The following is a 23,257-nucleotide window of genomic DNA, read 5'->3' on the forward strand; positions in this document are numbered from 1 at the left end:
GTTTCTCCCACTGGCGAGGACCGGCGACGGCGCGCTCGCTGACGTCTTGACAGCCACATTAAAAACAATGCACCTTGTTTGTAAAGCGGGATGTGGGGTGCTCGAGCCCCGCTCGAACGGATAGCCGCCGAAGTCGATTTCGACTGATATCTTGGGAGGATAAGCTGTTGCAGAGCGCCTTGCGACCGGCTTTCGATCTGCACGCGCATGCCGTTGCAGTGAATATAGTTGAGTGCCGATCCTATCCTCAGCTGTGCCTGCTCGGCCCGATTCCGCCGCGCACGCCGGGGCGGCCCGATGCTCAGGTGCCGATCGACCTCGACGCCGGGCGCAGCCGCTACGGCCGCATCCCGCATGTGTATTTCTACGAGACCGGCGGCCGCGATAACCCGGCCTTCGGCCTGCTCGACATCGAGATCGCGGTGCAACGCGCGTCGTCGGGCCAGAGCCGGCTCGAGCTCTACTGCATCGGCGACGGCTACCAGAGCGGCCGGGGGTCGTGCGGCGCCGATCCCCTGCTGGTCGAGTTGCGCGCCGGCCCGCGCGTGCTGGCGCAGGTCGGCTGGCTGTTCCCCGATGTCCTCAGCGGCCACATGGATCCGATGACTTTCACGGCCGAGATCGACCTCTCGGCCGAGGCCTTCGAGGCCATCGACAGCGTCTCGCTGCCCGCAGCGCGGGCGACATCGCACATCGCCTTCGACTGACGTCCGGCCCGGGCGTCGGACAGCACGACCGGGCCATGCCCCGATCGGACGGGTTCGTCCGATCGGACAGACATGCTCCGCTTTCTTGTATCCGCAGCGCGTCCCGAATGGGACGCGTTGGAGGTGACCGCAGGACAATCCGATGGATGCCACTGCTCAGCTCGTCATCGCCGGTGATCGCACGGTGCCGCGGCAGACCCTGGTGGAGCAGGGCCGGCGCGCCGCGACGGCGCTCGACGGCATCGGCGTGCGGGAGGGCGACAGCATCGCGCTGCTCATCCGCAACGACCCCGTCTACTTCGAGATCTTCCAGGCGGCGAACGCGCTCGGCGCCTACGTCGTGCCGCTGAACTGGCACAATACTGCGGACGAGATCGCCTATATTCTAGCAGATGCGGCGCCGCGCGCCCTTGTCGGCGACGATGACCTCATCGCACGGGCGCGATCCGCGATCGGCGACGGCCTGCCCGCCTTCACCGTCCCCGCGGAGCCCGCGACGCACGGTACGCAGGACGGCGCCGCACCATCCTGGGCCGTGTTCCGCGACGGGCATGCTCAGTGGTCGGCGCCGCCGCGGGCGCCGCGCGGCACCATGATCTACACCTCGGGCACGACCGGACGGCCCAAGGGCGTGCGCCGCGGCCCGATGGCACCTGAGCAGGTGCAAGCGAACGCGCGCCTGCTGCAAGAGATCTACGGCGTGACGCCGGGCATGCGGGCGCTGGTCTGCGGCCCGCTCTACCACGCTTCGCCGGGCGCGTTCGCCCGCCAGGCCTTTCAGCATGCGGCGCTGACGGTGCTGCAGACGAAATTCGACGCCGAAGACCTTCTCCGGACGATCGAGCGGCACCGCATCAGCCATCTCACCATGGTTCCGACCATGTTCGTCCGCTTGTTGCGGCTGCCCGAGGCCACCCGCAACAGCTACGATCTGTCGTCGATCCGCTGGGTGACGCACACGGGTGCCGCCTGCCCCGTCGACGTCAAGGAAGCGATGATCGCCTGGTGGGGGCCGGTCCTCCACGAGACCTATGGGGCTACCGAGACCGGCCCCGCGGTCGGCTGCGACTCGGCCGAATGGCTCGATCACCGCGGCTGCGTCGGCCGCCCCATGCCCGGGACGACCGTTCGCATCTACGACGACGAGGGCCGCCGTCTGCCGCCGGGCGAGGTCGGCGAGATCTATCTGCGCACCGAGGCCTACGCCGATTTCACCTATCATCGCCTGCCGGATCAGCGCCGGCAGGTCGAGCGCGACGGCCTGATCACCTGCGGGGACGTCGGCTACGTCGACGACGACGGGTTTCTCTACATCTGCGACCGCAGGCGCGACATGGTGATCTCCGGCGGCGTCAACATCTACCCCGCCGAGATCGAGAACGTCCTGGTGACCTGCCCGGGCGTGCGGGACTGCGCGGTGTTCGGCGTGCCGGACGCGGAGTTCGGCGAAGCGCTCGTCGCTGCGGTCGAGCCCGATGCGAGCGCGCCGCCAACGATCGACGGCATGCTCGCCCACATGGGCAAACGGCTGGCCCGCTACAAGCTTCCCAGGATCTTCGAGTTCTACGCGGAGCTGCCGCGCGAGGTCAGCGGCAAGCTGATCAAGCGGAAAGTCCGCGAAGCCTACCTCAACAGAATTGCCGCCGCCGGCTAGCGCCGCGTCGACACGAGACATCACAGCGGAGACTGACAGTGGAGAGAGCTCAGGTGGATTACGAAGGCAAATTCGTCGAATTCGACGGCATCAAGGCCCATTACTACGATATCGGCGAAGGCGACCCGGTCATCTTCCTGCATGGCGGCGGCCCCGGCGCCTCCGGCCTGAGCAACTATCGCAGAAACGTCGGCCCCCTGTCCAAGGGGTATCGGGCAATCGTGCCCGACCTGCCCGGCTTCGGCGAGACCGAGAACAAGCTCGCGCCGGGCGCCGTCTTCGACGCCATGGGCCAGTTCGTGCGCGGCTTCATGGACGCGATCGGCGTCCAGAGCGCGGATTTCGTCGGCAATTCCATGGGCGGCGGCACCGCTCTCAACGTCGCGCTGCGTGCGCCCGAGCGCGCCCGCAAGCTCATCCTGATGGGCACCGGCGGCAGCCAGGCGGTCTTCACGCCGATGCCGACCGAGGGGCTGAAACGCATGCGCAGCTTCTTCCTGGGCAGCGGCCCCAGCATGGAGAAGCTCAAGGCGGTCATCGACCATCTGGTCTTCGATCCCTCGAGCATCACCCCTGCCCTGCTCGAAGAGCGGCTCAAGGCGGCGAGCCGACCCGACCTGCAGTCGAACTCCGTGTTCCACCGGCCGGTCTGGGGCGACCTGTGGCGCGAGGATCTGGCTAGCCTGAAGCATCCGACCCTGCTCGTCTGGGGCCGGGAAGACCGCGTCGTGCCCCTGGATTCGAGCTTCCTGCTGCTGAAGAGCATCCCGAACGCCCAGTTGCACGTGTTCCCCAAGTGCGGGCACTGGGCGCAATGGGAGAAGGCGGACGAGTTCAACGCCCTCGTCGCCGATTTCCTGGGGCGGGCATGAACGTGCACCTCGCACCGGCTCTTGCCGACCGGCTGCTCGCGGCGGAAGCCGGGCGGCGGCCGATCCCGCCGATCGCGCCGGAATTGCCGGCCGGCGATCTCGCGGCCGCCTACGCCGTGCAGGCGGAGACCACGCGCCGCGGCCTCGCCGCGGGGCGCCGGCTGGTGGGCCGCAAGATCGGCCTGACCTCCAAGGCCGTGCAGCAGCAGCTCGGCGTCGATCAGCCGGACTATGGGGCGCTGTTCGCCGACATGGAAATCCCGCACGGTGGCGAGCTCCCGGCGGCCACACTGATCCAGCCGCGCATCGAGGCCGAGATCGCCCTCGTCCTCGACCGCGACCTGCCGCGGCCCGACACCACCATGGCGGAGCTGATGCGCGCCGTCGCCTTCGCGCTGCCGGCGCTGGAGATCGTCGACAGCCGGATCGCCGATTGGAAGATCAGCATACTCGACACCATCGCCGACAACGGCTCCAGCGCCCGCTTCGTGCTCGGCACCACGCCGCGCCGCATCACCGACGTCGACCTGGAAGCCTGCGGCATGGCCATGACCCGCAACGGCACCGTGGTCTCGATCGGCTCCGGCGCCGCCTGCCTCGGCCACCCCTTGCTGGCCGCGGTCTGGCTCGCCCGCGCCATGGCCAGCGCGGGGGCCCCTCTCGCGGCCGGCGACGTGGTGCTGAGCGGAGCGCTGGGCCCCGTCGCGCCGGCAGCAGCGGGCGAGACCTACGAAGCGCGCATCTCCGGCTTCGGGCCGGTCGGCGTGCGCTTCAGCTGACGAGGACGGGGATGAGCAAGATCAAAGTCGCCATCATCGGGTCGGGCAACATCGGGACCGACCTGATGATCAAGATCCTGCGCCACGGCACGGCCCTCGAGATGGCCGCCATGGTGGGGGTCGACCCCGGCTCGGACGGACTGCAGCGGGCCCGACGCCTGGGCGTGTTCACCACGCACGAGGGCCTGGAGGGCCTGCGGCGCGCGCCGGTCTACGCCGACATCGCGCTCGTCTTCGACGCCACCTCGGCCGGTGCGCACGCCCGGCACGCCCCCATCCTCGCCGCCGACGGCAAGCGCGTGCTCGACCTCACGCCGGCCGCCGTCGGCCCCTACGTCGTGCCGCCGGTCAATCTCGATGCGCTGGCGGACGCGCCGAACCTCAACATGGTCACCTGCGGCGGCCAGGCGACGATTCCCATCGTCGCCGCGGTCAGCCGCGTCGCCCCGGTGCCCTATGCGGAGATCGTCGCCTCCATCGCCTCGAAATCGGCCGGCCCCGGCACGCGCGAGAACATCGACGAGTTCACCGAAACCACGGCGCGGGCCATCGAGTCGGTCGGCGGCGCCGCCCGCGGCAAGGCCATCATCGTGCTCAATCCGGCCGAGCCGCCGCTGATCATGCGCGATACCGTGTTCTGCCTGGCCCGCACCTCGGACACGGCAGCGCTCAGCCGGTCGATCACGGAGATGGTGGCGCGCGTGCAAGGCTATGTGCCGGGCTACCGCCTCAAGCAGGAGGTGCAGTTCGAGCCCATCGGCCACAACGACCCGCTGCGCATCCCCGGGGTCGGGCTCGTCTCCGACGGCCTCAAGGTCAGTGTCTTCCTCGAGGTGGAAGGTGCCGGGCACTACCTGCCGACCTATGCCGGCAACCTCGACATCATGACCTCGGCCGCGCTCGCGACCGCCGAGCGCCTCGCCGCGGCTCCTACGCTGGGAGCGGCCGCATGAGCGCGCGCCTCTACATCCAGGATGTGACGCTCCGGGACGGCATGCACGCCATCCGCCATCGTTACGGCCTCGACGATGTCCGCAGGATCGCCGAGGCGCTCGATCGGGCCGGCGTCGATGCGATCGAGGTGGCCCACGGTGACGGGCTCCAGGGCAGCTCCTTCAACTACGGCTTCGGGCGCCACACCGACCTCGAATGGATCGAGGCCGCCGCCTCCGTGCTCCGCCAGGCCCGGCTCACCACGCTGCTGCTGCCGGGCATCGGCACCATCCACGACCTGCGCGAGGCGGCCGCCGCCGGCGTTCGCTCCGTCCGCATCGCCACCCATTGCACGGAAGCCGATATCGCCCGGCAGCACATCGCGGCAGCGCGCGATCTGGGCCTGGACGTCGCCGGCTTCCTGATGATGGCGCACATGAACGATCCGGCCGGGCTGGCCCGCCAGGCGCAGCAGATGGAGGCCTATGGCGCGCACTGCGTGTACGTTACCGACTCGGCGGGCGCCCTGACGCTGACCGGTGCCGCCGAGCGGGTCCGCGCGCTCCGGCAGGCGTTGCGGCCGGAGACCCAGGTGGGCATTCACGCCCACCAGAACCTGTCGCTCGCCGTCGCCATCTCGCTGGTCGCCGTCGACGAGGGCGCAGTGCGCGTCGACGGCTCGCTCGCCGGCATGGGGGCCGGCGCCGGCAATACGCCGCTCGAGGCGTTCGTCGCCGCCGCCGACCGCTCCGGCCTCGCCCACGGCTGCGACCTGTTTCGCCTCATGGACGCCGCCGACGATCTCGTGCGGCCCTTGCAGGATCGGCCTGTGCGTGTCGACCGGGAGACGCTCTCGCTCGGCTACGCCGGCGTCTACTCCTCGTTCCTGCGCCACGCCGAGACGGCGAGCAGCCGCTTCGGCATCGACGCCCGCACCATCCTGGGTGAGCTCGGCCGGCGGCGCATGGTCGGCGGCCAGGAGGACATGATCGTCGACGTCGCCCTCGATCTCGCCCGGCAGACGGAGGCGCCAGCCGGGGCAGAGCCATGACGGCGGACGCGCTGCACCTGTTCGCGCCGCCGGACCGCATCGCCGCCACGGTGCGCTTCTATCGCGAGTTCCTGGCGCTGGCCCCGGATGCGGACGACGTGTTCGCCGTCGGCGGCCACACCCTGGCGATCGTGCCGGGGCGCGCCGACGGCGCCGCGCGGGCGACCGGCCTCGCCTTCCACGTCCATGGCCTGCGGCCGCTGCTCGCCCACCTGGTCGCAGGCGGCTTCCTGCCCGGCGAGGCAGTGCCGGCGCGCTCGTCCCACGGAGACGAGGTCGCGGTCGCCGACCCGGCGGGAAACCTGATCAGATTTATCGACATCGAAGACTGAGCTCGGCTCGACAAGGACGAAACGTCCTGCGGAGGGAGGAAAGACCAGATGACCGCGAGATTCGACAGACGTAAGCTTCTTCTCGGCGCCGGCGCTGCGGCGCTCTACGGACTCGGCCCGCGCAAGGCGGAGGCGAAGAGCTACGGCCCCGGGGTCACCGATACGGAGATCAAGCTCGGCACCACTTCGCCCTACAGCGGGCCGGCGTCGGGCTTCGGCGTCTACGGATTGGCCCAGAGCGCCTATTTCGAGATGGTCAATGCCAATGGCGGCATCAATGGCCGCAAGATCAACCTGATCTCGCTCGACAACGCCTACAATCCTCCCAAGGCGCTGGAACAGACGCGCCGGCTGGTCGAATCCGACAACGTCTTCGCCATCGCCGGCTTCCTCGGCACGGCGCCGAACACCTCGGTGCAGAAATACCTCAACTCCAAGGCCGTGCCGAGCCTGTTCCTCACGTCGGGAGCGGAACGCTTCAACGACCCGAAGAACTTCCCGTGGATCGTTCCCTTCTATCCGACCTACGTGGACCAGAGCGAGATCTACGGCAAGTACATCCTGCAAAACCGGCCCAACGCCAAGATCGCCGTGCAGTTCATCAACGACGATCTGGGGCGGGACTTCGTGCGCGGCCTGAAGAAGGGCCTCGGTGCCTCGGCCGCGACGATGATCATCAAGGAAATCAGCCATGAGCTGACCGAGCCGACGATCGAGCACCAGATCGTCGAGCTTCGCGCCGCCGGCGCCGACGTGTTCTGCCAGTTCACCACCGCGAAGTTTGCCGCCCAAGGCATCCGCAAGGCCGGCGAGATCGGCTGGAAGCCGATGTACGTGCTGGCAAGCGTCGCCTCGGCGATCGGCGCAACCCTCGTTCCGGCCGGCCTCGAGAACTCCAAGGGCGTCATCACCTGCCGCTGGGAGAAGATCCCCACCGATCCGATCACGGCCAACGACCCGGATGTGAAGGACTACAAAGCTTTCCTCGACCGTTACCTGCCGAAGCACAATATCGAGGACAATACGACCGTGCCGGGCTACATCAACGCCTATATGATCACGCAGGTCCTCAAGCAGTGCGGCGACGATCTGAGCCGCGAGAACCTGCTCAAGCAGGCGACGAGCCTCAAGATCATGAAGCCGCCCATGGTGCTCGACGGCATCTCCGTCTACAACTCGCCCACCGACTACCTCGCCTACCACGCCCTCCAGCTGGCCCAGTTCAACGGGACGGGCTGGAGCCCCCTCGGCGCGCCCATCGCCATCGGCGGCGGCAGGTCCTGACCATGGCCATTGCCGCCACGGCCGGGCCCGGCTCCGGAGCCAAGAACGACAGCCTAATCGGGGAGGACGACGTGACGGAAACGCGCGAGCGGGCCCGTTCAGGCCCATGTGTCGGCATCAGAGCGCTCGATCTGTCCACCATGGTGTCCGGCCCGATGGCCGGGCAGATCCTGGCGGACCTCGGCGCGGACGTCATCAAGCTGGAGCCGCCGAGCGGCGACATGCTGCGCACGGTTGCGCCTGTCTACCGAGGCGTCGCCGCGTATTTTCAGCATTTCAACCGGAACAAGCGCAGCGCCGCCGTCGACATGAAGGACGAACGGGGCCGCGACCTGGTCAAGGCGGTGGCGGCTGAGGTCGATGTGCTCATCGAGAACTTCCGTCCTGGCGTCGCCGATCGGCTGGGCCTCGGCTACGAGGCCCTGAAGACGCTGAACCCCAAGCTGATCTACGTCTCGATCAACGGCTTCGGCGACGATGGTCCCTATCGGGATCAACCGGCCTACGACATGGTGATCCAGGGGCTGACCGGATTCATGCCGGCCCAGGGCGGCGACGGGCCTCCGGCCGCAGTCCGCGCCCCGCTCGTCGACAAGATCGCCGCGATGTCGGCCGCGATGGCGACGCTCGCCGCCCTCCTGGCGCGAGAACGCAGCGGTGTCGGACAGCGGGTCAACGTGAAAATGCTCGATGCCTGGGCTGCTTTCGTCCTCCAGGAGCAAATTCACAACAATACCTTCCTGAACCCCGACGCGCCCGTCACTCCACCGCGCGACATGTACCGCGTCTTCGCCACGCGGGACGGCCATGTGATCGGCATCGTGCTGCTCGACAACCAGTTCAAAGGCATCTGCCGCGCGCTCGGCCGGACGGACTTGCTCGACGATCCGCGCTTCGCGCGGCCGGCCGATCGCGTCGTGAACGTCGGCGAGTTCAACGGGGAACTGGCCAAGGATATCGAGCGGCTCACCACCGCCGAGTTCATCGCGGCAACCCGGGCACACGAGGTGCCCTTTGCCCCGGTCAACGACCTCGCGTCGTTCTTCGAGGATCCGCAGGTCAAGCTCAACAAGACCTACTTCGATATCGACGATGCCGAGTTCGGTCCGATCCGGCTACTGAACTTCTTCGCCGCCTTCGGCGGCACGCCGCTCGATTTGCAGCGGCGGGCGCCGAAGCTCGGCGAGCATACCGACGAGGTCCTGGCCGAGATCGGCACATCGAAGGAGGACCTCCAGCGCCTGCGCGCCGACGGGCTCATCAGGTCCAGCTGATATCCGCACCACATCGACGGATGCCTTTCACCAGCGAAATGGAAGAGCGGCATGAGGCTTTGGCAAGTCCAGGATGGCTGGGGTATCGATCACCTGCGCTTGGTCGCGCAACCCGACCCGGCCCCGCCCGCGGCAGGCGAGATCGCGATACGCATGCGCGCCGGCGCCATCAATTACCGCGACTACGTGATCGTCACCAATCAAACGCCGTTCGGCCGGCTGCCGCAGATCCCCCTGTCGGACGGCGCCGGCGACGTGGTCGCGATCGGTGAAGGCGTGAAGCGCTTCCAGGTCGGAGATCGCGTTTGCCCGAACTTCTTCCTCGACTGGGTGGAGGGCCCGCCCACCGCCGAGAACCGCATCCGGGCGCGCGGGGCGGCGGCCGCACCGGGCGTGCTGCAGGAGGTCCTTGTCGCCGGCGAAGAGACCGTCAGCCGCGCTCCCGCCGGCTTCTCGCCGCTGGAAGCAGCCACGCTGCCGTGCGCGGCCCTGACGGCATGGCGGGCGCTGATGGCGGAAGGCCAGCTCAAGGCCGGCGACACCGTGCTGGTGCAGGGAACCGGTGGCGTCTCCATCTTTGCGCTGCAGTTCGCCAAGATGCACGGCGCCACGGTGATTGCGACGTCCAGCAGCGACACCAAGCTGGAGCGCGCCAGGCGGCTCGGCGCCGATCACACCATCAACTACCGGGAGACGCCGGAGTGGGGCAAGGCGGCCCTCGAGCTGACCGGCGGAAAGGGCGTCGACCATATCGTCGAGGTCGGTGGCGCGGGCACGATCAACCAATCGCTGGTCGCCGCCAGCACCGGCGGCAACATCCTCATTATCGGCGTGCTCGGCGGACGATCACAGGAGCTCCTGATGCCCGCGATCTTCGGCAAGAACCTGCGGCTCCTCGGCATCTCGGTCGGCAGTCGAAGCCATTTCGACGACATGGTGAGGGCCATCGAGCACCATGGCATGAGGCCGGTTGTCGATCAGGTGTTCCCGTTCATCGACGTGCCGGCCGCATTCGCAGCGATGCGCTCGGGCAGCCATTTCGGCAAGATATGCATCGATTTCGACGCATGACGATGATCTCGGCTCTCGCGCGTCCGTCCACGCATCGCCGCCTGCCGACGCCGTGGGGCTCAACCGGCCCGCTTCGGCGGCGTGTCGGGCCCGGCTCCGGCCGGCTGGCGCACCATCTCGCACAGCAGCGGCGGCAGCTCGCGCTGCACCTCCCGCAGCTCTTCGCCGAACCGGCCGATGGTCATGCCGCGCATGGCGCCCAGGATCAGATTGGCGTAGGCCTCGCAGTCGAGGTCGCCGCGAACCTCGCCGAGGCGCCGGGCATCGAGAAGGTCGTCGCGGAAGCCGAGGCGCCAGCGCTCCAGGAACGCCTCGATACGCGGCTGCAGTTCGGGAAAGGCATAGCGCGCCTCGACGATGATGGTCTGCAAGGCAGCGGCACCGTCCGGAATGGTGCGCGCGCCCACGATGTACGCTTCCGCCCGCGCCTTCAGCGAATCGAGCCCCTGCCGCCCCTCCGTCATGGAGGCGACCGTCGTCTCGCACCAGCGGTCCATCGCTTCCAGCAGCGCGTCGACGAGCCCGAGCTTGCTGCCGTAGCGAACCACCGGCAGGCCGCTGCTGTAGCCGGCTCTCACACCGATCTCCGCCAGGGTGGTCACATGCAGGCCCCGGCGCCCGATCAGGTAGGCGGCCGCCCGCAGCATGCGCCGGTCGGACTGCTCGCGGCGGGCGGCTTGGGTACGGCGCTTGGGGGACGGCGCAGTGATGCTGGTCATAGGCGCGAAGGTAGCATTCGCCTCGCCCTCCACCAAATCATTAACTTGCTTTCCGATAAATAAGTTTATAGCGTTGCGCATGCTGCCGACGAGCAGCGGGAGGAAGCGATCGCCCCACCATGCGGGCGGCCACAGCTGCGGCGCTGCGCGCCTGCGCGATCCCCGCTCGAGCGCATAGCCAGCCGGGGAAGGAGGAGCGAACGATGGCCGAGATTCTGTTGGTCGAGCGCGACGCCGGTGTGGCCGTGCTCACGCTCAATCGGCCCGAGAAGCTCAACGCGCTGTCGGTCGAGCTTCGCCGCAAGCTGCACGCGGCTCTCGCGACGCTGGACGCTGACGACGACGTCGGCGCCATCGTGCTCACCGGCGCCGGTGAGCGGGCCTTCACGGCGGGGCTCGACCTGACCGAGGCGGAACGGCTGAGCGAGGGGCCCGCCGCGGCCGACGAGAACCCGGCCGTCGCCATCGAGCGCTGCCGCAAGCCGATCATCGTCGCGGTCAACGGCCTGTGCATTACAGGCGGCATGGAGATCATGCTCGCCTGCGACGTCGTGATCGCTGCGCGCACGGCACGCTTCGCCGACACGCACGTGCGCGTCGGGCTGCTGCCGGGCTGGGGCATCTCGCAGCGCCTGGCGCGGCAGATCGGGCCGCAGCGCGCCAAGGAGATCTCGCTCTCCGGCAACTTCATCACGGCGGAGCGCGCCTTCGAGCTCGGCCTGGTCAACCGCGTGGTGGCGCCCGCCGAGCTGATGCCCGCAGCCCTCGGGCTCGCCCGCGATTTCGCCGACGCCGATCGGCAGGTGATGCTGGCCTACAAGCAGCTCATCGACGAGGGCTACGGCATGGATCTGGCCGATGCGCTGGCCCTCGAACGCCGCCGCGCCGCGGCGCACATGGCCCAGCTCGGGCCGCAGCACTTCGCGCACGGCAAGGCCGCCGCCAGCACGAGAAACCGCACACAGGCCTGAGCCGCGACGGTTGCGCCGCGCGCGGTCGGCCCGGTCCGCGCCGCCGGTCCTGATCGAGGGAGGAAACCACCATGAAGACACCCGTCTGCGACCTGCTGGGCGTCGACTTCCCGCTCTTCGCCTTCAGCCACTGCCGCGACGTCGTCGTCGCCGTCAGCAAGGCCGGCGGCTTCGGCGTGCTCGGCGCCGTGGGCTACAGCCCGGACGAGCTGGAGGCCGAGCTGCGGTGGATCGACGACCGGATCGGCGGCCAGCCCTACGGCGTCGATCTCGCCATTCCCGAGAACATGTCCATCAAGCACGAGCAGGGACTCACCAGCGGCAGGCTCAAGCAGCGCATTCCGCCGCAGCATCACGCCTTCGTCGACAGCCTTCTCGTCAAGCACGGCATAGATCCCCACTCGACCGTGCCGTCGGACGAGGACCGCGCCGTGGGCCTCATGCACGATACCGCCGAGCGATGCATGGACGTGGCGTTCCGCCACCCGATCCGCTTCATCGTCCAGGCGCTCGGCCTGCCGCCGCAGTCGATGATCGACCGCGGGCGGGCGGCGGGCGTTCCGGTCGGGGCGCTGGTCGGCTCCGCCGAGCATGCGGTGCGCCAGGTGGAGATGGGCGTCGACGTCATCGTCGCGCAGGGCACCGAAGCGGGCGGCCATTGCGGCGAGGTCTCGACCATGGTGCTGGTGCCCGAGGTCATCCAGGCGCTCGCCGGCGTCGGCGGCAAGCACACGCCGGTGCTGGCGGCGGGCGGCATCGTCACCGGCCGCCAGATGGCGGCGGCCATGACCATGGGCGCCGACGGTGTCTGGACCGGCTCGGTCTGGTTGCCGACGGTGGAATCCGAGATTTCCCAAGTCATGCGCGAGAAGTTCGTCGCGGCGAGATCCCGCGACACGGTGCGCTCGCGCGCGAGCTCCGGCAAACTGGCACGGCAGCTCCGCTCGGCCTGGACGGAGGCCTGGGAGCAGCCGGACAGCCCCGGCTACCTGCAGATGCCGTTCCAGCCGATGCTGACGGCGGCCGTCATGCAGCGGGCCACGAAGGCGGCGGAAGCCGGCAACGACAGCGCCCGGCAGCTCGTCAACTACTACGTCGGCCAGGGCGTCGGGATGCTCGACGGCATCAAGTCCGCCCGCAGTGTCGTGCAGGAATTCATGGAAGACTACGCCGTAGCTCTCGAGCGCGTGCAGACCTTGTCAACTTGAAACAACGTCAGCTTGAAACAACGAGAGGCCATCATGGACTTCAACCTTCCCGGCGAAGACGACCCGCGCCGCATCGACATCCGCGCCTGGCTCGAGGCCAATCCGAAGCCCACCTACCGCCAGCTCGCCGAGCGCGGCTGGACAGCCGCGAACTGGCCGCCCCCGTGGGGGCTGTCGGCGGGGCCGGAGCTGGTGCTCATTCTCGACGAGGAGCTTGAGCGCGCCGGCATCACCCATCCGCATCGGGTCAATCCGATCGGGCTCAACCAGTGCGGCCAGTCGCTGCTGACCTGGGGCACGGACGAGCAGCGGCAGCGCTTCCTGCCGCCGGCGCTCGCCTGCGAGGAGCGGTGGTGCATGCTGTTCAGCGAGCCCTCCGGCGGCTCCGATCTCGGCAATCTCCGCACCACCGCGCGGCGGGTCGGCGACGACTACATCATCAACGGCCAGAAGATCTGGAACTCTCACGCCGATCTGTCCCAGATCGGTGTCATCGTCGTGCGCACCGACAGCTCGGTGCCCAAGCACAAGGGCCTGTCCGTCTTCCTCATCGACATGAAGACCCCCGGCGTCACCGTACGTCCGATCGTCGACATGAGCGGCGAGGTGAACGAGTACAACGAGGTCTTTCTCGAGGACGTGCGGGTGCCTGCGGCCAACAGGCTCGGCCAGGAGGGCGACGGCTGGCGCATCGTGGTCGAGCAGCTGCAGACCGAGCGCCAGGGCATGACCATGCCGGGGGCGGTGTGGGGGTCGGGCCCGACCGCGCGCGAGCTCATGGACGGATTGATCAAGACCGGTCGCATCAAGAACCCGCTGATCCGCGACGAGGCGGCCAAGCTGTTCGTCGAGGGCGAGCTGTTGCGCCTGCTCACCTACCGGCACCTGAGCAACAAGATCAACGGCAAGCCCGCCGGCGTCGAGGGCAATCTCGGCAAGATGATCGCCTCGCCGCACGGCCAGCGCCTGAGCGATCTGGCCAAGCGCAGCCAGGGCACCGCGGGCATGATCAAGGACAGGGACGTGCTGCCGCTGCCCGACAAGCCGTACGGACTGTTCGACAACTGGGATTATGCCTACTGGTTCAGCCCGGCGGCGACGCTCGGCGTCGGCACCCAGGAAATCCTCAAGAACACCGTCGCCGAACGGATCCTGGGCTTGCCGCGGGATCTGGATCCCACCGCCGCCACCCCCTTCAACCAGATCAACAGGCAGCAGGCCACCGGCCCTCGCGCCGCGGCCGAACGCTAGAGCGCTTCGCGATTGGGTGGGCTCACCCAATCGCGGAGGAAGCGCTCCAGATTCAAAAGGTTATGAGCATTTCTCTGCCATTGGATGATCCCATCCAATGGCGAAATGCTCCAGCGGACGGCGAGCGACCCCGCTCGACCGGCCCCGTTGCCATCGCAAGGAGACGCCCATGAACTTCACGCTCAGCGACGACCATCTGGCGCTGCGGGACGCAGCCCAGGTGTTTCTCGACAAGGAAGTCGACCTGAAGCCCCTCCTCGTTCCGGGGGCGACGGTCGCGCAGGCCGCCTACGAGCCGCTCTGGCGCAAGATCGCCGAGCTCGGCTGGCCCTCGCTCATCGTGCCCGAGGCCTACGGCGGGCTCGGCATGAGCTATATCGACCTCGCCATGGTCGTCGGCGAGATGGGGCGCACGCTGGCCCCCTCCCCCTTCTTCGGCACGCTCGCCGGTACCTGGGCGGTGCTGAAGGCCGGCTCCGAGGACCAGCGCTCGCGGCTACTGGGCCGCGTCGCCGGCGGCGAGATCAAGCTCGCCCTGGCGGTGGCCGGCCAGGACGGCGGTATCGGCGACGGTGTGACGGCGACAGCCGCCGGCGGCGGCCACCGGCTGACCGGGACGGCCTGGTACGTCGTAGATGCCGCCGCCGCCGACCAGATCATCGTCGCGGCCCGTGTCGGCGGAGCGACGCGCTTCTTCGTCGTCGACGCCAAGGCGGCCGGCGTCTCCGTCACCTTGCTCGACTGGCGCGACGTCACGCGCCAGGTCGGCACCGTGACCCTCGCCGACGTGCCCGGCGAGTTGCTTACCGGCAGCGACGATCACACCTGGCCCTGGGTGCGGGACCGTCTCTACCTCGTGCTCGCGGCGGAGAGCGCGGCCGGCACGCGGGCGGCTCTGGACGACGCGGTGGGCTACGCCAAGGAACGCTTGGCCTTCGGCCGGCCGCTCGGCGCCTTCCAGGCGATCAAGCATCAATTGGCCGAGATCGCCGGCCAGGCGGAGTGTGCCGCCGCCGCCGTGCACTACGCCGCGTGGGCGCTGACCGAAAGCGATCCCCGGGCGCCGCTCGCGGCAGCCATGGCCCAGAGCTACGCCAGCGAGGCTTATCGCGACGCGACCTACCGGAACATCCAGGTGTTCGGGGCGATCGGCTTCACCTGGGAAATGAAGAACCACCTCTACTACAAGCGGGCTCGTTGCAACGCGGAGTTGCTCGGACCGCCGGCACAGCAACGGGAGGAGATCGTCCAGCAGCTCGAGCGCGAGGCGGCTTGAGGTCCACTATTCGAGAATCGCTCAAACCTGTGCACCGCGCATGAAATTCGTGCGACAATCTGACATATGCCGCGCCGGTGATCCCGGCCCGGCCGCCGGCTGCGGCGGGGCCCGTCCGGCCGCTTCCACCGGAGAAGGGCTAAGCGACCGCAGCCGTTAGGATATTTCCGCTCGTTCGGATGGCCCGCAAGCGCCGTTTGCGCCGACCGAGAGGCTCTCGGGCGGACGCCGACGTGCAGTTTGCGGGACTTCCCGCGATTTGGCATGACGTGCCGGAGCCGCGGCGACGCGGTGTATCATGCTTGGCCGCTCGCCACCCGGAGCGGTCAACGGGAATGTCTATGTCGAAGTCTGATACCGTGTCGGCGAAGCCTGCCTCCAAGTCACGATCGGCCGCCGCCGCCACCCGTATCGAGAACGCTTCCAAATCCAAAGTAAAGAGCGCCGACACGGCGACGGTGCGCGCCGCGACCGCCCGCCCCCGCCGCACGCAGGCCGAGCGGAGCGAGGCCACGCAGAAGAAGCTGCTCGACGCCGCGATCCAGATCCTGCGCAAGAGCGGGTTCAGCGGGCTGCGCACGAGCAAGGTGGCCGAGCTCGCCGGTGTGTCCGAGGGCGCGCAGCTCCATCATTTCCCGACCAAGCGGGACCTGTTCGTGGCGGCGCTGGGCCACCTGAACGAGAATTTCGCGCTCCACAGCAAGCATCGCGCCAAGCAGGCGGAGGCCTCCGACGACCCCATCGCCCGGGTCATCGACGATGCCCATTACTTCTTCTTCAGCGACTTCTTTTTCGTCGAGCTGGCCGTGGCCATGGGCGATGCGGACGTTCAGGATGTGCGCCGCGAGGCCTATGAGACATCGCGCGCCAGCCGCTTTGCCGTGGAGGCGGCATGGCTCGACACCCTCGTGGCGCGCGGCATCCCCCGCGATGTCGCCCGTGACGTGCTGACGCTGACGCTCAGCGTCGTCCGCGGCTTTGCCGTCCGCACCTTCATCGACAACGATCCGGAGCGATTTGCGCATCTCTACGGGGTGTGGCGGGAGATCATCGGCAGCTACCTGGCCCGGCACGTCGCCGACGGCGATGCGGCCCGCGACGATCGGCTGGCCATTGCTCCGCCGCGGGCGAGCGCGGCGAGGCGCCGAAAGGCGCGCGAGTGAGCCTGGCACTGGCGGTGGCGTCGCGCCTGCGGTGGCCCGCGGCTGGCCCTGCGCGCCATGCAAACGCCAGCCGGACGTGGTAAGCGGCGCCGAACGATCCGGCGATGAGCGTGAGGCGATGGGCGGGGCCGTCAGGGAAGCAGCTTCGGGCGAGGCCGGGCGCGAGGCTCAGCCCCCGGGAACGGATCGGTCGGCGGGGGCGAAGCTGCGGCGCGTCCTGCTGCTGGCCGCCCTCCTGGTGGTCTGCGCCATCGGCTACGGCGTGGTGCTGCAGCGCTTCGACATCTCGGAAGAGCCGGTTGAGGCGCAGTTCGGCGCGCCGCCCGGCGAGGCCGCGCTCGTGCTCTACCTGCAGGCCGTGGCAGTCGATTCTCCGCAAGAGACGATGCAGCTGCGCATCAGCGTGCTGCCTGCTCCGGCCGGCGGCCAGCCACGTGCGGCCGTTGCCGAACGCGACCTGGTGTTGCGCATCCACCGCGACGCCTTCGTCGAGCACATCCCAATCCAAGCCAGCCAGCCCCTCCCCGAGGTCACCCGCAACTTCGATCTCAGTAACGGCAGCATCCGGTATTACCCCCTCGACCGCTTCACCTCGTCGGTGCATCTGAGCGTCGTCGGCAAAGCCGCCGACGGCAACGAGGCGGCGTTGCCGATCCGCGTCAGGATGTGGGAGGGCATCCTCGGCTTCACCGTTCGTGGCCACGAGCTGGCGCCGGCCGATCCGCGGGAGCGGAAGCTCAGCTTCAGCATCCGCCGCACCGGAGCGGTGAAATTCTTCAGCATCACCATCTACGGCGCGATGGTGGTGCTCACGCTGTGCGCGCTCGCCATCGGCGGCCTGGTCTTCGCCGGCGTCCGGAAGATCGAGGCCACCCTGGTCGGCGCCATGGGCGCCATCGTGTTCGCCCTGCCGGCGCTGCGCAACGCCCTGCCCGGCACGCCGCCGCTGGGCATCCGCGCCGACGTGCTCGTCTTCTTCTGGGCCGAGACCGGCGCTGTCATCGCCCTGTCGCTGTTCATCGCCGCCTGGGTCCGCCGCGGCTCGCCGCCGTGAGGGCGGTGGCGGACAGCGTGCCGATCATCCCGCCGCGGCCATCGGACCCCCTATTGCTCCGACTGTGACTGTGCTGCCGCACAGAGGCGATCACGACAATCGCCACGCGAGCCATGGCTTGACGGCAACCGCTGGGCCGGTATGGTCCTGATCCTTGTCGGAATGCAACATGGCGGCTGCAGACGGCGACAAGCGAGCGGACCTATATTGGAGACTGGCGAATGCTGGAGAGATGGAAAGATTCATAGTCTACTTTTAGCTTTGAACTTCCATCGATGTCGTTCGTAGTTGTCTTCGACCTCTCGAGGTCGGCCGAAGCCACGCTCACCTGAAAATTCGCACGCACTCTCGCCAGCATAGAGCCGGCAGATGCTTGATCTGCCAGGAGTCAGAAATTTGCCCACGATGGATGAACGCGTCCCCTCCGCCGCACCGGTCGTCACGGCTGTTGACGGGGTCGGCCAAGAGATATCCCGTTTCGCCCGTCTTATCGCCTGGCTGGATAAGGTTGCACCTGTTGCAACGACCATCGCCTACACGACGGTCGACGGCACGGCGAAGGCCGGCGTGGACTACGAGGCAGCATCGGGCATCTTGACCATTCCCGCGGGTACGACGAGCGCTGAGGTGTTCATCCCAATCGTCGATGATCAACTCAAGGAAGACGACGAGACGTTCGGGGTCATTCTGTCGGACCCGAGCGGCGCCTTGTTCCCCGACGGAGCCACGACGCTGACGGCCACGGTCACGATCCGCGACGACGACAGACTTGTCGGGGGCGATGGCGATGACACGATCTACGGCAGCGCCTGGGACGACACGATCACCGGCGGGGGAGGCAATGACATTCTCTACGGCGGCAGCGGCGGCATTGACAGCATCTACGGCGGCGCTGGCGACGATGTTCTCTGGGGCACCCAAGGTAACTTCGACGGCGGAGACGGGTTCGACTTCGTCACCTACGACTTCGCCGCCGCGAGCGTCGCACTTGAACTTGATCGCTACGGTATAATCGGTGACCGAGCAAGCCTCACGTTCGTGCAGAGGCTCGACGGAATCGAGGGTGTAGTCGGCTCGAAATTCAATGACGAGCTGATTGGCAATTCAGCCGACAATCAGCTGTTCGGCAATGACGGCGACGACGGGTTGTATGGAGGCGATGGCAACGACTTTATGTCTGGCGACAAGGGCAGCGATATTCTGTTCGGAGGCGCTGGAGTTGACATCCTTTACGGCGGCGATGGCAGCGATACGCTGAGCGGCGGCGCCGACGGCGACAGAATTGACGGCGGCGCAGGCTTTGACTTCGCGACTTACACCAGCTCTGACTCGGCCGTCGCCGTCAGGCTTGATATCGGCGCCGGGCTCGGCGGCGATGCCACCGGCGACGTGCTGACCGGTATCGAAGGGCTCGTTGGATCGCGCCTCGGCGATCAACTGGCGGGCGACAATTTCGACAATCAGATCTTCGGCCAAGGTGGTGATGACGCGATCGATGGCGGTGCAGGCCAAGATTACATCTCCGGTGATGCCGGCAGCGATGCTCTTTTCGGCGGCGATGGCGATGATTTTCTACGTGGGGGTCTCGGCAGCGATTTGCTCGACGGAGGAGCGGGCTTTGACTTCGCCCTTTACGATTCCGCCGTTGTTGCCCGTCTCGACATTGGCGTAGCGTTGGAGGGCGGTTACAGCATCGACATTCTGACCAATGTCGAAGGCCTCGTCGGATCACGGTATGCCGATACACTGCTCGGCAACGACGCGAGCAACCAACTGATCGGGAACGGCGGCGCCGATGCGCTCTCGGGCCTCGGGGGTGACGATCTGCTGCTCGGCGGCGACGGCAACGACCTGCTGCTCGGAGGCGCAGGAGCCGATACGCTCTACGGTGACGCTGGGGCCGACCAATTCTACTTCGCCGCAGCCGACAACGCCGCGGGCGTCTTCGATGTCATCGCCGATTTCCAGGACGGCCAGGACCAGATCTACCTGATCGGCTGGAACCCGGCCACGCTGGCCGCCGTCGACGTGGACGGCAACGCCGTGCTGACCACGACCGACTCCGGCTACATGACCGGGGTCATCATCGTCGGCGCGACGGCTGCCCAGGTCATGGACCAGGTCCATCTCGTCTGAGATCCGGCTGGCCGACGGGCCGACGGGGCACACACCTGCACGGAGGCCCCCTCGTTCCTCACGTGTGACTGCGGCGCCTCACGAGGAGAGCGAGGACAATCCGCGCGCGAATTCCGGCTTGACGGCAATCGGGCGGCCGCTACTGTCTCGCTTAGGCCGTCCGGAAACCGTCGGGTGGCATGCGATTGGAACGAACGACCTTATGCGGAGCTTCGCCGGATCATGTTCGACGAAAGATAATTTGATCCTGCGCAATACGGCCCGCATGCTCGCCGCCTAGCGGCCTAATCACGCCAGTTCTCCGCTTTCGCTGCATCTCGCAACATCGCCGACCTCGCGACGGCGGGAGGTCATGTCATGTCAATGCCTGAGAACGCGCCCGGCACAATCGTGCGCGTGTCCACCGATTCCGCCGGCGGCCAGGGGAACGACGGCAGCTATGCCCCGACATTGTCGCCGGACGGGTCCAAGGTTGCCTTCCTATCTTATGCCACCAATCTGGTGGACGGCGATACGAACGGTCGGCCGGACATCTTCGTCAAGGACCTCGCGAACGGTGCCGTCACGCGGATTTCCACCAGCAGCACAGGCGAGCAGGCAAACGGCGGCGCCTACAATCCGGTGTTCTCTCCGGACGGCACCAAGATCGCGTTCCTATCGGACGCCAGCAATCTCGTGGCCGGCGATACCAACGACGACACCGACATTTTTGTCAAGGATCTGAGCTCAGGTGTCGTCACCCGCGTCTCGACGGACCAGTTCGGTGGTCAGATCAAGGCCAACTTCGGCCGACCGGTGTTCTCTCCGGACGGAACCAAGATCGCTTTCAGCTCCACCGCCGCGGATCTGGTAGCAGGCGACACCAACGGCTGGACCGACGTGTTCGTCAAGGACTTGGTCACGGGGGCAGTCACGCGCGCATCAACCGGTGCAGCGGGGCTGCAGGCGAACGCAGAGAGCCACAATCCGGTACTTTCGCCGGACGGAACGAAGATCGCCTTCTGGTCCGTCGCCACCAATCTCGTGGACGGGATTTCAACGTCCCGAGGTCAGATCTTCGTCAAGGATTTGACGACCGGCGTCGTCACGCTCGCGTCATCCAACGCGGCCGGAACCGCGGCCATGGATGTGGGCGGTTGGCAAGTTTTCTCGCCGGATGGCACCAAGATCGCCTTCTATGCCATCGACAGCACGCTCGTCACCGGCGATACCAACAAGGCGTCCGACGTCTTCGTCAAGGATCTCGTTACTGGCGCGGTCACGCGGGTATCGACGAGCAGCTTGGGAGTTCAGGCGAACTCGTTCAGTGTCGACCCTGTGTTCTTGGAAGATGGCACAAAGATCGCGTTCTACTCGGAAGCGAGCAATCTGGTCGCCGATGATACGAACAACAAAGGCGATATCTTCATCAAGGACCTGACCACCGGCGCCATCACACGCCTGTCCGTTGACGGGGACGGCGGCCAAGCCAACGGCGCCAGCTACCGGCCGTCGTTCTCAGCTGACGGAAGCAATGTCGCGTTCCTGTCGGAAGCGAGCAATTTGGTTGCGGACGACACCAACGGCCAGCCGGACGTCTTTGTCGTGGGGGTCAGCGACCACCTGGCGCCAGTGGTCTCCGTCGGGGGCGTCGACATCGTTGAGCAGGACGCCGGCGTCACGGACGCCCGATTCACGGTGACCCTGAATGCGACGTCCTCGACGGCGGTCAAGATCAGTTACGCAACGGCTGACGGCACCGCCGTAGCCGGATCCGACTACGAGGCCACCTCGGGCACCTTGATCATCCCGGCCGGCAGCACGAGCGGCACCATCTCCGTCCGCGTCTTCGGGGACGGCGTCGCCGAGCCCAACGAAACCTTTGCGCTTGTCCTTTCCGCGCCGAAGGGAGCCACCTTCGCCGGCGGAGCCGCCACGCTCGCGGCCACTGGCACGCTCATCAACGATGACGCGCCGGCAAGTACCGACGGGGACGACGTCCTGCCCGGCGGGTCCAGCGGCGCGCTTTCCGGCGGCGGTGGCTTCGATCTCGTCTCCTACGACCTCGCCCAGATGGGCGTCGTGGTCGACCTCGCTGAGGGTTTTGGCATATCCGGGCCGACCAGCATCGACTTTCTCGACAGCATTGAGGGGGTTATCGGGTCAAGCTTCACGGACGAGCTGTATGGCGACGATGCCGGCAATCAGCTGTTCGGCAATGACGGCAACGATGCACTCGTCGGTCGCGGCGGCAACGACGCGCTGTACGGCGGCTCCGGCATCGATGGCCTGTCGGGCGGGGACGGAGACGACCTCCTGATGGGAGGCGACGGTCCGGACACCCTCGGCGGCGGCGCCGGCAACGACCTGCTGAGCGGCGACGACGGCCGCGACACGCTGCTCGGCGGAGCCGGCGGCGATTTGCTGCGGGGCGGAGCCGGTCCCGACGAATTGGATGGCCGCGCCGACGTCGACTACGCCCTCTACGACACCTCTCCGGCCGGCGTCGTCGTCCGCCTCGATCTCGGCACGGGCGCAGGCGCCGATGCCGCCGGCGACACCCTCGTCAACATCGAAGGGCTGATCGGCTCGGCCTTCGCCGATACGCTGATCGGCAGCAACGGCGACGATGTCCTGATCGGCAATGACGGGGCCGACACGCTCATGGGCCTCGGCGGTGCCGATGCGATGGCGGGCGGTGCCGGCGACGACGTCCTCCTGGGCAACGACGGCGGCGACGCCATGGACGGCGGCGACGGCAATGATTTCATCTCCGGCGACAGCGGCAACGACACGCTGCTCGGCGGCGCCGGCGACGATTTTCTCCGCGGCGGCAGCGACGGCGACTGGATCGATGGCGGCGCCGGCCTCGACTTCGTCCTCTACGACACCTCGGCGGCGGGCGTCGCCGTCCGCCTCGACATCGGTGCCGGCCTCGGCGGCGACGCCACCGGTGACCTCTTCACGGGCATCGAAGGCGTGGTCGGATCGGGCTTCGCCGATGCGCTGCTCGGCAACGATGGCGACAACCAGTTGCTGGGCGGCGACGGCGACGATGTCCTGGCGGGCCTTGCCGGCAACGACCTGCTGAGCGGCGGCGCCGGCAGCGACCTGCTGCTCGGCGACCTCGGTAACGACGTGCTGGCCGGCGGGGCCGATGCCGACACTCTCGTCGGCGGCGCCGGTGCGGACATCTTCTACTTCGCCGTCGCCGACAACACGGCTGGCGTCTTCGACGTCATCACCGACTTCCAGGACGGCGAGGATCTGATCTACCTGCAAGGCTGGAGCCCGGCCAAGCCGGCTGCCGTCGACGTGGACGGCAACACTGTGCTGACCACGATCGACTCCGGCTACATGACCGGGGTCATCATCGTCGGCGCGACAGCGGCCCAGGTCATGGACCAGATCTACCTGATCTGAAAGGAGGGCGGACGGGTTTACTCGTTCCGCCCTTGGATAAGCCTCGCGAAACCCTCTCGGCGTCGATCAAGAGTCGGCGCCGGTGGTATGAGATGCCGCCATCGATCGTGCCCGGCATCG

At 67.7% G+C, this 23,257-nt stretch carries 19 protein-coding genes; 18 read left to right on the forward strand and 1 reads right to left on the reverse strand.

Going from position 1 to position 23,257, the window contains the following annotated elements; translation table 11 throughout:
- Positions 1-305 precede the first annotated feature (305 nt).
- The 10 genes from ACZ5PO_RS32510 to ACZ5PO_RS32555 all read left to right on the forward strand — a co-directional run bounded on the left by ACZ5PO_RS32510 (position 306) and on the right by ACZ5PO_RS32555 (position 9,957).
- Entirely contained in the window at positions 306-707 is a 402-nt protein-coding gene (locus ACZ5PO_RS32510; protein ID WP_464186726.1) for a hypothetical protein, read from the forward strand.
- A 142-nt stretch (positions 708-849) separates the two neighbouring features.
- Entirely contained in the window at positions 850-2,361 is a 1,512-nt protein-coding gene (locus tag ACZ5PO_RS32515; protein ID WP_464186728.1) for an AMP-binding protein, read from the forward strand.
- A gap of 53 nt (positions 2,362-2,414) precedes the next feature.
- On the forward strand, positions 2,415-3,233 hold the full coding sequence (locus tag ACZ5PO_RS32520) for an alpha/beta fold hydrolase (protein ID WP_464186729.1): 819 nt from the start codon (positions 2,415-2,417) through the stop codon (positions 3,231-3,233).
- Complete coding sequence (locus ACZ5PO_RS32525; RefSeq protein ID WP_464186730.1) at positions 3,230-4,012, forward strand: 2-keto-4-pentenoate hydratase; 783 nt, start codon at positions 3,230-3,232, stop codon at positions 4,010-4,012. Before ACZ5PO_RS32520 ends, ACZ5PO_RS32525 begins: the two co-directional genes overlap by 4 nt.
- Positions 4,013-4,023: 11 nt before the next feature.
- Positions 4,024-4,965: an acetaldehyde dehydrogenase (acetylating) gene (locus ACZ5PO_RS32530; RefSeq protein ID WP_464186732.1), complete on the forward strand. Its 942-nt coding sequence runs from the start codon at positions 4,024-4,026 to the stop codon at positions 4,963-4,965.
- The gene (gene dmpG / locus ACZ5PO_RS32535; protein ID WP_464186733.1) at positions 4,962-5,996 is read left to right on the forward strand and encodes a 4-hydroxy-2-oxovalerate aldolase; all 1,035 of its coding nucleotides are present in this window, start codon (positions 4,962-4,964) and stop codon (positions 5,994-5,996) included. The genes ACZ5PO_RS32530 and dmpG overlap by 4 nt, the downstream gene beginning before the upstream one ends.
- Entirely contained in the window at positions 5,993-6,328 is a 336-nt protein-coding gene (locus tag ACZ5PO_RS32540) for a VOC family protein (RefSeq protein WP_464186734.1), read from the forward strand. The genes dmpG and ACZ5PO_RS32540 overlap by 4 nt, the downstream gene beginning before the upstream one ends.
- 48 nt (positions 6,329-6,376) lie before the next feature.
- Positions 6,377-7,612 (forward strand): ABC transporter substrate-binding protein, encoded by a 1,236-nt coding sequence (locus tag ACZ5PO_RS32545; RefSeq protein WP_464186735.1) that lies wholly within the window; start codon positions 6,377-6,379, stop codon positions 7,610-7,612.
- Positions 7,613-7,683: 71 nt separating this feature from the next.
- Positions 7,684-8,886 carry a CaiB/BaiF CoA transferase family protein gene (locus ACZ5PO_RS32550; RefSeq protein WP_464186736.1) on the forward strand — a complete coding sequence of 401 codons (1,203 nt, stop codon included), beginning with the start codon at positions 7,684-7,686 and terminating at the stop codon, positions 8,884-8,886.
- A gap of 51 nt (positions 8,887-8,937) precedes the next feature.
- On the forward strand, positions 8,938-9,957 hold the full coding sequence (locus tag ACZ5PO_RS32555) for a zinc-dependent alcohol dehydrogenase family protein (RefSeq protein WP_464186738.1): 1,020 nt from the start codon (positions 8,938-8,940) through the stop codon (positions 9,955-9,957).
- Positions 9,958-10,016: 59 nt separating this feature from the next.
- On the opposite strand, the gene ACZ5PO_RS32560 is transcribed toward ACZ5PO_RS32555, so the two are convergent.
- Positions 10,017-10,676 carry a TetR/AcrR family transcriptional regulator gene (locus ACZ5PO_RS32560; RefSeq protein ID WP_464186740.1) on the reverse strand — a complete coding sequence of 220 codons (660 nt, stop codon included), beginning with the start codon at positions 10,674-10,676 and terminating at the stop codon, positions 10,017-10,019.
- Between the two features lie 203 nt (positions 10,677-10,879).
- On the opposite strand from ACZ5PO_RS32560, the gene ACZ5PO_RS32565 reads away from it, so the two are divergent.
- The 8 genes from ACZ5PO_RS32565 to ACZ5PO_RS32600 all read left to right on the forward strand — a co-directional run bounded on the left by ACZ5PO_RS32565 (position 10,880) and on the right by ACZ5PO_RS32600 (position 23,137).
- Complete coding sequence (locus ACZ5PO_RS32565) at positions 10,880-11,647, forward strand: enoyl-CoA hydratase (protein ID WP_464186742.1); 768 nt, start codon at positions 10,880-10,882, stop codon at positions 11,645-11,647.
- 71 nt (positions 11,648-11,718) lie between these two features.
- On the forward strand, positions 11,719-12,855 hold the full coding sequence (locus ACZ5PO_RS32570; protein ID WP_464186744.1) for an NAD(P)H-dependent flavin oxidoreductase: 1,137 nt from the start codon (positions 11,719-11,721) through the stop codon (positions 12,853-12,855).
- Between the two features lie 33 nt (positions 12,856-12,888).
- Positions 12,889-14,106, forward strand: coding sequence for an acyl-CoA dehydrogenase family protein (locus ACZ5PO_RS32575; RefSeq protein ID WP_464186745.1), 1,218 nt, complete (start codon positions 12,889-12,891; stop codon positions 14,104-14,106).
- Positions 14,107-14,275: 169 nt separating this feature from the next.
- The gene (locus tag ACZ5PO_RS32580; protein ID WP_464186746.1) at positions 14,276-15,382 is read left to right on the forward strand and encodes an acyl-CoA dehydrogenase family protein; all 1,107 of its coding nucleotides are present in this window, start codon (positions 14,276-14,278) and stop codon (positions 15,380-15,382) included.
- Between the two features lie 341 nt (positions 15,383-15,723).
- On the forward strand, positions 15,724-16,545 hold the full coding sequence (locus tag ACZ5PO_RS32585; RefSeq protein ID WP_464186747.1) for a TetR/AcrR family transcriptional regulator: 822 nt from the start codon (positions 15,724-15,726) through the stop codon (positions 16,543-16,545).
- A 118-nt stretch (positions 16,546-16,663) separates the two neighbouring features.
- On the forward strand, positions 16,664-17,599 hold the full coding sequence (locus ACZ5PO_RS32590; protein ID WP_464186749.1) for a DUF4436 family protein: 936 nt from the start codon (positions 16,664-16,666) through the stop codon (positions 17,597-17,599).
- Positions 17,600-18,004: 405 nt separating this feature from the next.
- Positions 18,005-19,735: a Calx-beta domain-containing protein gene (locus tag ACZ5PO_RS32595; protein ID WP_464186751.1), complete on the forward strand. Its 1,731-nt coding sequence runs from the start codon at positions 18,005-18,007 to the stop codon at positions 19,733-19,735.
- Positions 19,736-20,092: 357 nt separating this feature from the next.
- Positions 20,093-23,137, forward strand: coding sequence for a Calx-beta domain-containing protein (locus tag ACZ5PO_RS32600; protein ID WP_464186752.1), 3,045 nt, complete (start codon positions 20,093-20,095; stop codon positions 23,135-23,137).
- Positions 23,138-23,257: the final 120 nt, after the last annotated feature.

The sequence above is a fragment of the Chelatococcus sp. KU-N122 genome (genome assembly GCF_055391085.1).